This is a genomic window from Methylobacterium carpenticola, assembly GCF_042748905.1.
GTDB lineage: Bacteria > Pseudomonadota > Alphaproteobacteria > Rhizobiales > Beijerinckiaceae > Methylobacterium > Methylobacterium carpenticola.
In genome coordinates this window covers 3,982,643-3,995,946 of sequence record NZ_JBHZEO010000001.1, presented here as the reverse complement: position 1 = coordinate 3,995,946, position 13,304 = coordinate 3,982,643, and the positions used below count along the sequence as shown (strand labels likewise).

The following is a 13,304-nucleotide window of genomic DNA, read 5'->3' as shown; positions in this document are numbered from 1 at the left end:
GACGCGCCCGGTGATTCGCGTCCCGCTCCCCGATCCGCCTCGAAACCTGGAGAATTCCCCGGATGGTCGTGACCGCGAAGGACCCCGCCCGCCTCTCCGGTTCCCCCGACGACGAGCCCCTGCCGCAGTACCACATCGAGGCCCAGACCTCGCTCGTGGAACGCCCCCTGCGCTCGCTCAAGCACGGCGACGCGTTCGCGGTGCTCGACAGCTACGGCGATATCGGCGTCTTTCCGGGCCCCGAGGGTCTCTATTTCCAGGACACGCGCTTCCTCTCGCGTCTCCAGCTCACGGTGGAGGGCCAGCGCCCGCTCCTCCTCGGCTCGGTGATCCAGGACGACAACGGCGCGCTCTCGGTCGACATGACCACGCCGGACATCCGCATCGATGCCGGCGACGAGACCTCGATCCCGCGCGAGATCATCGCGCTGGATCGCACCAAGTTCATGTTCCGGGGCACCTGCTACGACCGCATCGGGTTGCGCAACTACGACACCAAGCCCCGCCACCTGCGCCTCGCCCTGACCTTCGATGCGGATTTCCGCGACCTGTTCGAGGTGCGCGGCGGCACCCGCGAGCGGCGCGGCCAGCGCAGCGTCGCGGTCACGCGGCCCGACGAGGTGACCTTCCGCTACGAGGGCCTCGACAACCGCCTGCGCACCACGCGCCTGCGTTTCGGGCCCAAGCCCGCGCTCATCGAGCCGCACCGGGCCGAGTTCGAGATCCGCCTCGCCCCCGGTGGCCGCGCCTCGGTCTTCGTGCGCGCGATCTTCGATGCGAGCGACGTCAAGGCCGACAGCCTCGTCGCGGTGACGGGGAGCGCGCTCCCGATCACCTCGCCGGTCTACCCGAACCCGCGCCGCGAGGAGGGCCACGCCAAGGGCGAGGGCATGGCCTTCGCGCTGGCCTACCGGGACGCGCGGCGCGACCTGCGGGCGGCCACCGCCGACATCACCACCATCGAGAGCTCGAACGACCAGTTCAACGAGGCGGCCTGCCGGGCGACCGCCGACCTCTACATGCTGGCGACGCGCACGACGCACGGAATCTACCCCTACGCCGGCATCCCCTGGTACAGCACGGTCTTCGGGCGCGACGGCATCATCACCGCGATGATGACCCTGTGGATCGACCCCAACATCGCCAAGGGCGTGCTGCGCTACCTCGCGGCGACGCAGGCCAAGACCCACAATCCGGCGGCGGACGCCCAGCCCGGCAAGATCCTGCACGAGACCCGCCACGGCGAGATGGCCAATCTCGGCGAGGTGCCGTTCTCCCTCTATTACGGCACCATCGACGCGACGCCGCTCTTCGTGATGCTGGCGGGCCAGTATTTCGAGCAGACCGGCGACAAGGAGACCATCCAGGCGATCTGGCCGAACATCCTGGCCGCCCTCGAATGGATCGACCTCTACGGCGACCGGGACGGCGACGGCTTCGTCGAATACGCCCGCGAGACCGACAAGGGCTTGGCCAACCAGGGCTGGAAGGACAGCCACGATTCGATCTTCCACGCGGATGGCCGCATGGCGCAGGGGCCGATCGCGCTCTGCGAGGTGCAAGGCTACGTCTACGCCGCCAAGCGGGCGGCCGCGAAGCTCGCGACGGTCCTCGGCAATCCCGCCCTCGCCGAGCGCATGAAGGACGCCGCCGACCGCCTGCGCATCGCCTTCGACAAGGCCTTCTTCGTGCCGGAGATCGGCACTTACGCGCTCGCCCTCGATGGCGAGAAGCGCCCCTGCGCGGTGCGCGCCTCGAATGCGGGCCACGCCCTCTTCACCGGCATCGCCCTGCCGGAGCGGGGGGCCTCCGTGGCCGAGGTGCTGATGGGCAAGGACGGGTTCAACGGCTGGGGCGTGCGCACCATCGCGCAGGGCGAGGCGCGCTACAACCCGATGTCCTACCACAACGGCTCGATCTGGCCGCACGACAACGCCATCGTGGCCCTCGGGCTCGCCCGCTACGGCCACAAGGCCGCGGCGGCCCGGGTGTTCGAGGGCCAGCACGGCGCCGCGCTCTACCAGGACGGACGGCGCCTGCCGGAGCTGTTCTGCGGCTTCAGCCAGCGCAAGCAGCGCGGGCCGACGAACTATCCCGTCGCCTGCAGCCCGCAGGCCTGGGCGGCGGCGGCGCCCTTCGCCTTCCTGGCCGCCTGCCTGGGGCTGGAACTGCGCCACGACCGCAACCGGATCCGCTTCCGAGACCCGATCCTGCCCGGCTTCCTCGACGAGGTGCTGATCCGCAACCTGAAGCTCGGGCCCTCCCGCGTCGACCTGCTGCTGCACCGCCACGGGTCCGACGTCACGGTCAGCGTCCTGCGCCGCAAGGGCGACGCACAGGTGGTGCTGTTGAAGTGAGCGACGAGTTCGGCCTGCGTCCCGGGGAGGAGGCGATCGCCCTCTCCCCGGACTACGATGCCGGCCTCCACTTCATCGGGCGCATCCGCACGCCGTGGACCCGACGGGCGGAATGCCCCAAGAACGGCACCCAGACGGACGCGCTCTGCACGATCGAGGTCGATCCGCTTTTCGCCCCCGGCCTCCTGTCGCTCGCGGGCACGAGCCACGTGATCGTGCTCTACTGGATGGATCGGGCGCCCCGCGGCCTCCTGGTGCAGCGGCCCCGCCACGCGGGGGCTCCGCGGGGCACCTTCGCGTTGCGCTCGCCGGCGCGCCCGAACCCGATCGCCCTCTCGGTGGCCGATCTCGTCGGAATCGAGGAGAACCGCCTCACCGTGCGCGGCCTCGACTGTCTCGACGGAACCCCGCTCCTCGACCTCAAGCCCTATTTCGCCACCACGGATTCGAAGCCGGAGGCCCGGGTCGGCTGGCGCGAGGCGTGATCCGCCCCGCCGCCTGCCGCAGGGATCATGGCCGCCCGGACGAGGGACCGAGGATCGGCCAGGGGATCTGCCAAGGGATCGGCCAAGAGGATCGATGAAGTGCACCGGATGCGCAGGATCGTGTCCGGTTCGCCGCGCGCGCGATCCACTCTCCCCAGCTTCGGCAGCGTCTTGCCACCGGCGGAGCCGATCAGTCCGGTCCTGACAATATTCGGCGCCGGACATTGCCGAATATCGCGCTCCCATCTTTTGATCAGTGCTCACCTGTTCTCCATCGGAACCCGGCGCGTTACGATTTCGCAAGACCCCGCGGGTAGATGCATCAATGCATCCTCAGTCCCGGCCCGGCTCATGCGCATCACGACCAAACTCCTCGCTCTCCTGGGATGTCTCGGGAGCGTGACGCTGCTCGTCGCGGCGTTGGGCATCCAGTCGCTCTCGGCCGTCAACACGGATCTGGAGGCGGTCAAGGCGGTCTCGACGCGGGCGCTCTACAGCGAACGGCTCAACCGCCTGGTCACCGCGGCGGTCATGGAATCCCGCGGAATCTACGGGGCGGCGGACGTGGCGGAGGCGCGCAAGTTCACCGACGCCCTGGTGATCTCCCTCGACGAGATCGACGCGCTCCTCGCCCGCTGGGTCCCGGTCGTGCCCGCCGAGGAGCGGCCGCTCCTCGACGCGGTGCTCAAGGGCGCCGCGGCCTTCCGGAGCTTCCGGCTCGAAACCGTGCGGCTCGCCCGCGAGGTCTCGCCGCAGGCGGCGAATCGCCAGGGCAACAACGAGGCGAACCGCGCCAACCGCCGGGCCTTCCAGGCGGCCATCGACGCGCTGACGACCCGCAGCCAGGAGGCGGCGGCGGCGATCGAAGCCGAGACGCAGCAGCTCTTCGCCGCGCGGCTCCGCCTGCTCGCCGGGCTCGCCCTCGGCGGCACCCTGCTCTCCGTGGCCCTCGGCGCCCTCGTCGCCCAGCGCCAGATCGGGCGCCCGCTCCAGGGCGTCACCGGCGCCATCCGGGCGCTCGCGGCGGGGGATTACCGGCTGCCCGCGGTTGCGCGCCGCCGGGACGAGATCGGCGAGATCTGGGCCAGCATGGCGGTCTTCGCGCAGGCGATGGCGGAGGCCGAGCGCCTGCGCGACGCCCGGGCCGCCGCCGAGCGGGACGCCGCCGCGGCGCGGCGCGCCCAGATGACGGAACTCGGCCGCGCCCTCGAACGGAGCGTGGGCGGCCTCGTGCGGCACCTCGCGACGGCCGCGCACGCGATGGAGGATTCGGCCCGGACCATGGTGGGCAGCGCCGATCTCTCGGCCCGGCACACCGCGACGGTGGCGGGCGCGGCGGAACAGACCTCGTCCCACGTCGCCACCGTGGCGGCGGCGACCGAGGAGATGTCCGCCTCGATCCAGGAGATCGTCGAGCAGGTCGGCGCCTCGACGCGGATCGCGGGCCAGGCGCAGGCGGATGCGGCCCGCACGGACGCGACGGTGCAGCAGCTTGCCGAGAGCGCCGGGCGCATCAGCCGCGTCGTCGCGGTGATCTCAGAGATCGCGGCGCAGACGAACCTGCTCGCGCTCAACGCCACGATCGAGGCGGCGCGGGCGGGCGCGGCGGGCCGGGGGTTCGCGGTGGTCGCCGCCGAGGTCAAGGATCTCGCCACCCAGACCGCCCAGGCGACGACCGAGATCACCGGCCATGTCGGCGCGATCCAGAGCGCCGCCAAGGCCGCGGTGGCGGATCTTCAGCGCATCGGCGAGGTCATCGGCGCGATGTCGCAAGCGGCGACCGGCATCGCCGTGGCGGTGGAGCAGCAGGGCTGCGCCACCCGCGAGATCGCCCGCAGCGCCCAGGAGGCGGCCCACGGCACCGCCCAGGTGAGCGGCACGGTCACCGACCTGCGCCGCGGCGCGGACACCACCGGCGACGCGGCCGCCCGCGTGCTGGAGGCGGCCCAGGCCTTGTCCGGCCGCTCCGAGAGCCTCGCGCGCGAGGTGAGCGGGTTCCTGGCCGGCATCGAGGCGGCGTGAGGCGATCGGATCCCCCGCGCCGCTCATCCCCGCAGCACCGCGTAGACGTCGCCCGAATTCGCCGCGTGCGGGAGCGCGGCCAGCACCGCCCGCATCTCCCGCGCCTCCACGAACCGGCCGAGCGACAGCACCTGGCTCTCGCCGAGGGCGAGATCGAAGCCGTAGGAGCCGAGGGCGGCGAGGCGGTCGAGGCAGCGCAGGCCCACCTCCCGCGCGATGGTGGTGACCTCGAAGGACAGGGCGGGAAGCGGCGTGCTCAGCCCGGCGAGCACCCGGTCCTCGAATCCCTCCACGTCGATCTTCACGAAGGCGGGCCGGCCGTAGAGGGCGATCAGCCGGTCGAGGGTGGTGACCGGGCAGGCCGCGCGCGCATCCCAGACCTGCCCTTCCCAGCCGGCGGCCTCCCGCGCGGCCGCGACGAAGGCCGGTGAGGCGGTGGAGACGGTCGGGTTGGCCGGGTTGAGGTGCAGCACGAGTTCGCCCTCCACATCCCCCGCCGCGACGGGGAGCAGCGTCACCCCGGGATCGCGGCCGTGGATGAGTCGCAGCGCCCGGGCCGGGCCGGCCTGCGGCTCCAGCGCCACCACGCAGGCGCCGAGGCGCCGGAAGGCGCTGACGCGGTCGCCCACATGGGCGCCGACATCGAAGACGAGGTCGCCCGGGCGCACGAAGCGGCGATAGAGAGCGTCCATCGCCGCCCGCGGCGCCTGCGGCCCGTGATAGATGCGCAGCGACCGCCCGGTGGCGGCCGCGGTGCCGTTCGGTCTCATGACCTCGCTCTCATCGCTTCGGTTTCACGGCTTCGGCCTCCCGAGTGGAGAGCCTCGCGCGGCCGGGTGCCGCCCTTCTGCCATGTCCCGGGCGCATCGGGCACCCGGCCCGCGTGCAACACGGGGACGGTGTGCCGCGCTTGGCCTCGGCGCGGTTCTCGTGTACGAGCGCGCCCTATTCGCGGACCGGGCGTCTGACGGCGCGCCGGCCGTTCGCACGTTGGCGGCCCGCCAGGGCGTCGCCACTGGAAGCCCGATGCAGACCGTCCTGATCGTCGTCCACCTCATCATCGTCCTCGCGCTGATCGCCGTCGTGCTGCTGCAGCGCTCCGAGGGCGGGCTCGGCCTCGGCGGCGGCGGAAGCAGCACGCAAGGGTTCCTCACCGGCCGCGGCCAGGCGAACGCGCTCACCCGCGCCACCGCGATCCTGGCCGCCCTGTTCTTCACCACCAGCATGGTGCTGGCGATCCTGTCGCACCGCACGGCCGCACCGCGCTCGATCTTCGAGGGCGCGGGCCAGACCCGTGCGCCGGCCGCAGGCCAGCCTGCTCCGGCGCCGGGCGGCAACCTGCTCGACCAGCTGCGCCAGCAGCAGGGCGATGCGCCGGCCGCACCCGCGACGCCGGCCCCCGCTCCGGCGCCGGCGGCCCCCGCGGCTCCGGCCGCGCCGCAGTCGCGCTGACGCGGACAGCCCCGTCCGAATCGCGATACCGGCGGCGGGCCTTCCGGCCCGCCGGACAGTTTTCCTGTGGATCCGGCCGGCGCCGCCGCCCGGGTCCGGTCCCGTTTGAGCCCCGGCGTTTGGCGATGCGGCCCCGCCGTTGTATGGAGCAGGTCCCATGACGCGGTACGTCTTCATCACCGGCGGCGTGGTTTCCTCCCTCGGCAAGGGGCTGGCCTCGGCGGCCCTCGCGGCGCTGTTGCAGGCGCGCGGCTACAAGGTCCGCCTGCGCAAGCTCGACCCCTATCTCAACGTCGATCCGGGCACGATGAGCCCGACCCAGCACGGCGAGGTCTTCGTCACCGACGACGGCGCCGAGACCGACCTCGACCTCGGCCATTACGAGCGCTTCACCGGCGTCCCGGCGACCCGGGCCGACAACATCACCACGGGGCGCATCTACCTCGACATCATCACCAAGGAGCGGCGCGGCGATTACCTGGGCGCCACGATCCAGGTGATCCCGCACGTCACCAACGCCATCAAGGAGTTCGTCCTCGACGGGAACGAGGGCTACGACTTCGTGCTGGTCGAGATCGGCGGCACGGTGGGCGACATCGAGGGCCTGCCCTTCTTCGAGGCGATCCGCCAGCTCGGCCAGGAACTGCCCCGGGGCCAGTGCGCCTACATCCACCTGACGCTCCTGCCCTACATCCCCTCGGCGGGCGAGCTGAAGACCAAGCCGACCCAGCACTCGGTGGCCGAGCTGCGCTCGATCGGCATCCAGCCCGACATCCTGCTCTGCCGCTGCGATCGGCCGATCCCCCGCGAGGAGCGCCGCAAGCTCGCGCAGTTCTGCAACGTGCGCGAATCGGCGGTGATCGAGGCGCGGGACGTCGCCTCGATCTACGACGTGCCGCTCTCCTACGGCGAGGAGGGCCTCGACCGCGAGGTGCTGGCGCTGTTCGGCATCGAGGCGACGAGCGCTCCCGATCTCACCCGCTGGCGCACCATCTCCGAGCGCGTGAAGAGCCCGGAGGGCGAGGTCTCCATCGCCATCGTGGGCAAGTACACGGGCCTCAAGGACGCCTACAAGTCGCTGATCGAGGCGCTCACCCACGGCGGCATCGCCAACCGGGTGAAGGTCAACCTCGAATGGATCGAGTCCGAGATCTTCGAGCGGGAGGATCCGGCGCCGTTCCTGGAGGGGCTGAACGGCATCCTGGTGCCCGGCGGCTTCGGCCAGCGCGGCGCCGAGGGCAAGATCCGCGCGGCCCGCTACGCCCGCGAGCGGAAGATCCCGTATCTCGGCATCTGCTTCGGCATGCAGATGGCCGTGGTCGAGGCGGCGCGCTCCCTCGCCGGCATCGCGGAGGCGAACTCCACCGAGTTCGGCCCCACGCCGGAGCCGGTGGTGGGCCTTCTCACCGAGTGGATGCGCGGCAACGAGCTGGAGCGCCGGGTGGCGGAGGGCGACCTCGGCGGCACCATGCGGCTCGGCTCCTACACGGCGAAGCTCGCGCCGGATACGCGCATCGCGCAGATCTACGGCGGCACCGCCATCGCCGAGCGCCACCGCCACCGCTACGAGGTCAACATGGCCTATCGCGAGCGGCTGGAGGCGGCCGGGATGCGCTTCTCCGGCACCTCGCCGGACGGGCTCCTGCCGGAGACCATCGAGGTCGAGGGCCATCCCTGGTTCATCGGCGTGCAGTTCCACCCGGAGCTGAAGTCGCGCCCCTTCGAGCCGCACCCGCTGTTCAAGTCCTTCGTCGAGGCGGCGGTGGTGCAGAGCCGGCTGGTCTGATACGGTTTCCGGAAGATCACTTCCGGAAACCGTATCACGAGCCCGCGCGGCGCCTGAGCGAGGCCGGTTTCCGCATCGCGAAGCGATCATCCGGAAACCGTATGACACGCCGGCCCCAGGTCTGGCCGGGCGCTGCTCCGCCCGCCGGTGGGTGGCGAGCGGGCGGTCCGGCTCCGCCTCGGTCGCGTCCTGCACGATCGGCACGATCAGCCACACCCATCCGCAGGTCTCGGCGCCTCTGGAGGTCCGCTCGATCGGGTCGCGCGTGACGAAGGCGGCACGGTCACCGGGCCGAGATCGCAGCCGGCGAGACCGCCCACCGCGACCGGCCGCTGCGGCCGGCAGCCCGCGATTCGCGTCGGCAGGTCGGTCGAGGTTGAGACGGTCGGGATAGCGCGCCCCGGTCGGCGCCCGCCCCTCGGTGACGACGCCGTGGAGCATGGTGGCGGTCAGGTTCCAGCCGCCGCCCGTGTCGACGTGACGCCGCGACAGCCCGTTCCGTGGCGCCAGCGGCATCGGCCCCGCTGTGGCGGAGGCATCACGGGTTTCCGGTGCGGCCGCCATCGGCGCGCCGTGCCGCACGCGATCGTGCCGTGACCCCGTCGCGCGCGCACCCTATCTTGCCGGCGTGACCGAGATCCTCTTCTACCACATGCAGCGCCAACCCCTGGAATCGGTGCTGCCGAGCCTCCTGGAGAAATCCCTGGAGCGGGGCTGGCGCGTCGCGATCCAGGCGACGGGCGAGGAGCGCCTGCAGGCGCTCGACGATCATCTCTGGACCTTCTCCGACGAGAGTTTCCTGCCCCATGGGACCGACCGCGAGCCCGATGCCGCGACCCAGCCCGTGGTGCTCACATTGCGCGAGACCAACCCCAACGGGGCGTCGATCCGCTTCCTCGTCGACGGTGCGGCCCTGCCGGAGGATGCGGGCGACTACGCGCGCATCTGCGTCCTGTTCGACGGGACCGATCAGGACGCGCTGCTCTTCGCCCGCGAGCAGTGGCGCGCCGCCAAGGGGGCGGGCCACAGCGTCGCCTATTGGCAGCAGGACGAGAGCGGCCGCTGGCAGAAGAAGGCCTGAGGCCGGCCCGGGAGGAGACGAGGCATGATCCGCATCCTGATGCTGCTCGGGGCGCTCGCCGCGGCGGCGCCCCCCGTCCTCGCGCAGCCGCAGCCGCAGCCGCGGTCCGCCGAGGCGCGGCAGGCGGAGGCCCGCCAGCCCGAGGGGCGCAAGCTGCCGCCCGACGCGGTGACGCAGCACACCCTGACCCTGCCGGACGGGCGCAGCCTCGCCTTCCAGGCGGTGGCCGGCAGCCTCGCCCTGGTGGACGAGGCCGGCAAGCTCCAGGCGGAGATCGCCTTCACGGCCTACACCCTGCCGGGCCGCGACCCGGTCGCCCGGCCGGTCACCTTCGCGCTCAACGGCGGGCCGGGGGCGGCCTCGGCCTATCTCAACCTCGGCGCGGTCGGCCCCTGGCGCCTGCCCCTCGACGGCGCCAGCATCAGCCCCTCGGCGACGCCGGTGCCGGTGCCCAACGGCGAGACCTGGCTCGACTTCACGGACCTCGTCTTCCTCGATCCGGTCGGGACCGGCTACAGCCGCGCGGCGGGCGACGACGCCAAGCGCTACTATGCGGTCGATGCCGACGCCTCGGTCCTCTCGGCCGCCATCGCCCGCTGGCTGCGCACCAACGACCGCCTGACCTCGCCGAAATTCCTCCTCGGGGAGAGCTACGGCGGCTTCCGCGGCCCGCTCATCGCCCGCAAGCTGCAGGACGATGTCGGCATCGGGCTCTCGGGCCTCGTGCTGCTCTCGCCCGTCCTCGATTTCGGCTGGCTCCAGCCGCCGCGCCACAACCCGCTCGGGGACGTCACCCGCCTGCCCTCGCTGGCGGCGGCGGGCCTGGAGCGCCGCGGCCTCACCCCGGACCCGGGAACGATGGCCGAGGCCGAGGCCTACGCCACCGGCGAGTACCTCTCCGACCTGCTGCGCGGCCCGCAGAACGGCGAGGCCCGCGACCGCCTCGGCCGGCGCGTCGCCGCCCTCACCGGGCTCGATCCGGAATTGGTGCGGCGGCAGGCCGGCCGGATCTCGGCGGGCAGCTTCCAGCGCGAGAGCGGGCGCCCGGACGGGCGCGTCGCCAGCGCCTACGACACCGGCGTCACCGGCTGGGATCCGGAGCCGAACGCCGCCCATGCGGGCTTCGAGGACCCGCTCCTCTCGGCGATGCAGGCCCCCCTGTCGAGCGCGATGGTGGACCTGACCACCCGCACCCTGAACTGGCGGGTGACGAACCTGCGCTACGAACTCCTCAGCACGAGCGTGAACCGCGCCTGGAACTGGGGCTCGGGCCGCTCTCCGCCCGAGGTAGTGAGCGACCTGCGCCAAGCCCTCGCTCTCGACGGCTCCCTGCGGGTGCTGGTGGCGCACGGCTACACCGACCTCGTGACCCCCTACTTCGCCTCGAAGCTGATCCTCGATCAGCTGCCGGCCTACGGGACGGAGCGGCGCCTCAGCTTGGCGGTTTTCCCGGGCGGCCACATGTTCTATTCCCGCCAGGCCTCGCGGGCGGCGCTCCGGGGCGAGGCTTTGCGCCTCTACGAGGCGGCGCTGACGGCGCGGCAGGGAATCGGCGAGGGACGATGAGGGCGAGCATCCGGATGGCCGGTCTGGCGGGGGCGCTGCTGCTGGGCGGTTGCGGCGGCAATCCGGACCGCGCCGCCCCGGCCGTGGCGATTCCGGCCCCCAAGCCCCCGCCCTATGCGGGGCGGTGCTCGCCCCGGACGGCACCTGCACCGGGCCCGCACCCACCGCGGCGGCCGAGATCGCGCCGGGCATCGGCGAGTGCGAGCTGGTGCGCCTGAAGGGCAAGGGCCCGACCGACGTGCTCGTGGGCGAGAGCGGGCGCGGACAGCGCGAGGTGCAGGTCCTCTACGCTGAACCGGGCGGCAAGGAGCTCTATTTCTTCGTCAACAACCGCCTCGACCGCGTCGTGAAGTGACACAGCGCACCGCACCGGCGGCCGGAGCGGGCTCCGGTCGCCCGCGGTCCCGGCCTCGGGCGCTACCGCCGGTCCGGCCGCGAGCCGGCCGCCGACCCGACAGGCCTTGAGGATACGATCAGCATGGCGCGCGAACCGAACGCGATCGACTTCTGGCGCGGCTTCGCCCTGATCACGATCTTCATCAACCACATCCCCGGCAACACCTTCGAGCACTTCACCTACTCGCAATACGGCACCTCGGATGCGGCCGAGCTGTTCGTGTTCCTGGCGGGCTGGTCGATCGGCATCGCGGTGCGGGGCCGCTCCGGCGAACTGGAGCCGGCGAGCCGGACGATCCTGCGCCTGCTCTCGCGCATGGTCGAGGTCTACCGGGCGCAGCTCGTCATCACGGCGATCGCGCTCGCGACGCTCGCCGGGGCCGCCCTCCTCCTCGACAACCCGCTCCTGCTCGAATGGCACAATGCCGGGCCGGTCTTCACCGATCCGGTCCAGGCCACGGTCGGCTGGGTGACCCTCCTGCACCAGCTCGGCTACTTCAACATCCTGCCGCTCTATGTCGGGCTGCTCGGTCTCGCGCCCATCTTCGTGCTGATGGCGCGGGTGAGCCGGCTCCTCGCGCTCGGCGCCTCGCTGGCGCTCTACTTCGCGGCCCTGATCTTCGAGCTCAACGTCCCGTCCTGGCCGAACGAGGGGCACTGGTTCTTCAACCCGCTGTGCTGGCAGCTCCTGCTGCTGCTCGGCTTCCTCGCCCACGAATGGCGGCGCGAATCGCCGAGCTTCCTGATCTGGCGCCGCCGGCTCCTGCCGCTGGGCATCGCCCTCGTCACCCTCGGCGCGGTGCTCGCGTGGTTCCACATCCGGCCCGACCCGCTCCTCGTCCCCGAGCCGCGCCTGCTCTTCACCTTCGACAAGTCGCACCTGCCGCCGGCCCGCCTGATCCACTTCATCGGCGTGCTCCTCGCCTTCCAGGCGGTGTTCGGCTGGATCTATCCCCGGGCGCCCTGGCTCGGCCGCCAGCTCGCGGCGCTCGGCCGCAACTCGCTCGCCGTCTTCTCCGTCGGGTCGATCGCCAGCCTCGTCGCGCAACTGATCAGGTTCTGGACAGGAGGCGGTTTCGCGATCGATGTCCTTGTCGTAGGATCAGGGGTGGTATTATTGGCGTTCACCGCATGGTTCGTCGAATGGCGCTCCCGTTCTCCTCGGTCCTCCGCGTCGGCCTGAGCTGTCTTCTGGGGGCCTGCGCCGTCGGACCTGCGGGGGCGCAGACCTCGACCCTGCCGGTGCCGGCCGCGCGGGTGGTGGCCCCGGGCCCCGACGTGCCCGATTCGAGCCTCTCGCCCGAGTGCCGGGTGCCCGGCTCCAAGCTCTACACCCTGGCCAAGCTCCGCGCCGTGAAGAAGGCGCTGCTGGAGCACCGCGCCGTCCACGTCCTCGCGCTGGGCTCCGCCTCCGGCGGCCTCGGCGGGATGACCTATCCGGGCAAGCTCGAATCGACCCTGGAGCAGTCCTTCCCGGACGTGGCGGTGGATGTCGACAGCCGCAGCCTGCCCGGGGAGATCACCTTCGGCGCCTCCGAGCGGGTGCGCAACATCGTGGCGGAGATCGAGCCCGACCTCGTGGTCTGGCAGGTGGGCTCGAACGACGCCCTCGCCCGGGTCGAGGTCGAGGCCTTCGCGACCTCCCTCGCCGAGACGGTGGACTGGATCAAGTCGCACGGCATCGACGTGGTGCTGGTCGATCCGCAATACACCGCGAGCCTCGCCGAGGACGGCTACTACAATTCCTTCGTGCGCACGATCCAGCGCGTCGCCGCCGAGAAGCAGGTGCCGCTCGTCCTGCGCTTCGAGGCGATGCGCTACCTCGCGGGGCTGAGCAAGGGCGCCGCCCTGCCGGGCAGCGGCTTCCGCCTCGCGGATCTCGGCCATCGCTGCATGGCCGAGCACGTCACCCGGGCCATCACCGTGTCGCTGCTCCAGCCCGACGTGACCGGCACAGCCGGGCCGCCGACCCCCGAGCCGGCCAGATCCGGCACGCCCAGATCGGACGCGCCGAGGCCCGCAGCCGGCAATCCGAACCCCTGATACGGTTTCCGGAAGATCACTTTCGGAAACCGTATCACGAGCCCGCGCGGCGCCTGAGCGAGGCCGGTTTCCGCATCGCGAAGCGATCATCCGGAAACCGTATGAGACGGCGAATC

General features: G+C 71.9%; 11 protein-coding genes. 10 read left to right on the top strand and 1 reads right to left on the bottom strand.

The features are described from left to right. Positions 1-62 precede the first annotated feature (62 nt). The 3 genes from ACE101_RS18675 (at position 63) to ACE101_RS18665 (ending at position 4,864) form a co-directional block, all read left to right on the top strand. Positions 63-2,357 carry an amylo-alpha-1,6-glucosidase gene (locus tag ACE101_RS18675; protein WP_379132528.1) on the top strand — a complete coding sequence of 765 codons (2,295 nt, stop codon included), beginning with the start codon at positions 63-65 and terminating at the stop codon, positions 2,355-2,357. Next, positions 2,354-2,842 (top strand): tRNA (N6-threonylcarbamoyladenosine(37)-N6)-methyltransferase TrmO, encoded by a 489-nt coding sequence (tsaA, locus tag ACE101_RS18670; protein ID WP_379132526.1) that lies wholly within the window; start codon positions 2,354-2,356, stop codon positions 2,840-2,842. The genes ACE101_RS18675 and tsaA overlap by 4 nt, the downstream gene beginning before the upstream one ends. 399 nt (positions 2,843-3,241) lie before the next feature. Next, positions 3,242-4,864 carry a methyl-accepting chemotaxis protein gene (locus tag ACE101_RS18665; protein ID WP_379132523.1) on the top strand — a complete coding sequence of 541 codons (1,623 nt, stop codon included), beginning with the start codon at positions 3,242-3,244 and terminating at the stop codon, positions 4,862-4,864. Between the two features lie 23 nt (positions 4,865-4,887). Here the strand turns inward: ACE101_RS18665 and ACE101_RS18660 are convergent, their stop codons facing one another. After that, on the bottom strand, positions 4,888-5,634 hold the full coding sequence (locus tag ACE101_RS18660) for an FkbM family methyltransferase (protein WP_379132521.1): 747 nt from the start codon (positions 5,632-5,634) through the stop codon (positions 4,888-4,890). 256 nt (positions 5,635-5,890) lie between these two features. Between ACE101_RS18660 and secG the strand changes: the two genes are divergently transcribed. The 7 genes from secG (at position 5,891) to ACE101_RS18625 (ending at position 13,188) form a co-directional block, all read left to right on the top strand. Next, positions 5,891-6,316: a preprotein translocase subunit SecG gene (gene secG / locus ACE101_RS18655; RefSeq protein WP_379132518.1), complete on the top strand. Its 426-nt coding sequence runs from the start codon at positions 5,891-5,893 to the stop codon at positions 6,314-6,316. 157 nt (positions 6,317-6,473) lie between these two features. Continuing rightward, on the top strand, positions 6,474-8,102 hold the full coding sequence (pyrG, locus tag ACE101_RS18650; RefSeq protein ID WP_379132515.1) for a CTP synthase: 1,629 nt from the start codon (positions 6,474-6,476) through the stop codon (positions 8,100-8,102). Positions 8,103-8,730: 628 nt separating this feature from the next. After that, positions 8,731-9,183, top strand: coding sequence for a DNA polymerase III subunit chi (locus tag ACE101_RS18645; RefSeq protein ID WP_379132513.1), 453 nt, complete (start codon positions 8,731-8,733; stop codon positions 9,181-9,183). 24 nt (positions 9,184-9,207) lie between these two features. Further along, entirely contained in the window at positions 9,208-10,749 is a 1,542-nt protein-coding gene (locus ACE101_RS18640; RefSeq protein ID WP_379132511.1) for a S10 family peptidase, read from the top strand. A gap of 124 nt (positions 10,750-10,873) precedes the next feature. Beyond that, on the top strand, positions 10,874-11,104 hold the full coding sequence (locus ACE101_RS18635) for a hypothetical protein (protein WP_379132508.1): 231 nt from the start codon (positions 10,874-10,876) through the stop codon (positions 11,102-11,104). Positions 11,105-11,227: 123 nt separating this feature from the next. Continuing rightward, positions 11,228-12,328 carry an OpgC family protein gene (locus ACE101_RS18630; RefSeq protein ID WP_379132505.1) on the top strand — a complete coding sequence of 367 codons (1,101 nt, stop codon included), beginning with the start codon at positions 11,228-11,230 and terminating at the stop codon, positions 12,326-12,328. Continuing rightward, complete coding sequence (locus tag ACE101_RS18625; RefSeq protein WP_379132503.1) at positions 12,289-13,188, top strand: SGNH/GDSL hydrolase family protein; 900 nt, start codon at positions 12,289-12,291, stop codon at positions 13,186-13,188. The genes ACE101_RS18630 and ACE101_RS18625 overlap by 40 nt, the downstream gene beginning before the upstream one ends. Positions 13,189-13,304 lie beyond the last annotated feature (116 nt).

Coding starts and splice junctions, on each gene's coding strand:
- pyrG (WP_379132515.1), top strand. CDS start 6,474: ATGACGCGGTACGTCTTCATCACCGGCGGCGTGGTTTCCTCCCTCGGC.
- ACE101_RS18630 (WP_379132505.1), top strand. CDS start 11,228: ATGGCGCGCGAACCGAACGCGATCGACTTCTGGCGCGGCTTCGCCCTG.
- secG (WP_379132518.1), top strand. CDS start 5,891: ATGCAGACCGTCCTGATCGTCGTCCACCTCATCATCGTCCTCGCGCTG.
- ACE101_RS18675 (WP_379132528.1), top strand. CDS start 63: ATGGTCGTGACCGCGAAGGACCCCGCCCGCCTCTCCGGTTCCCCCGAC.
- ACE101_RS18625 (WP_379132503.1), top strand. CDS start 12,289: ATGGCGCTCCCGTTCTCCTCGGTCCTCCGCGTCGGCCTGAGCTGTCTT.
- ACE101_RS18660 (WP_379132521.1), bottom strand. CDS start 5,634: ATGAGACCGAACGGCACCGCGGCCGCCACCGGGCGGTCGCTGCGCATC.
- ACE101_RS18640 (WP_379132511.1), top strand. CDS start 9,208: ATGATCCGCATCCTGATGCTGCTCGGGGCGCTCGCCGCGGCGGCGCCC.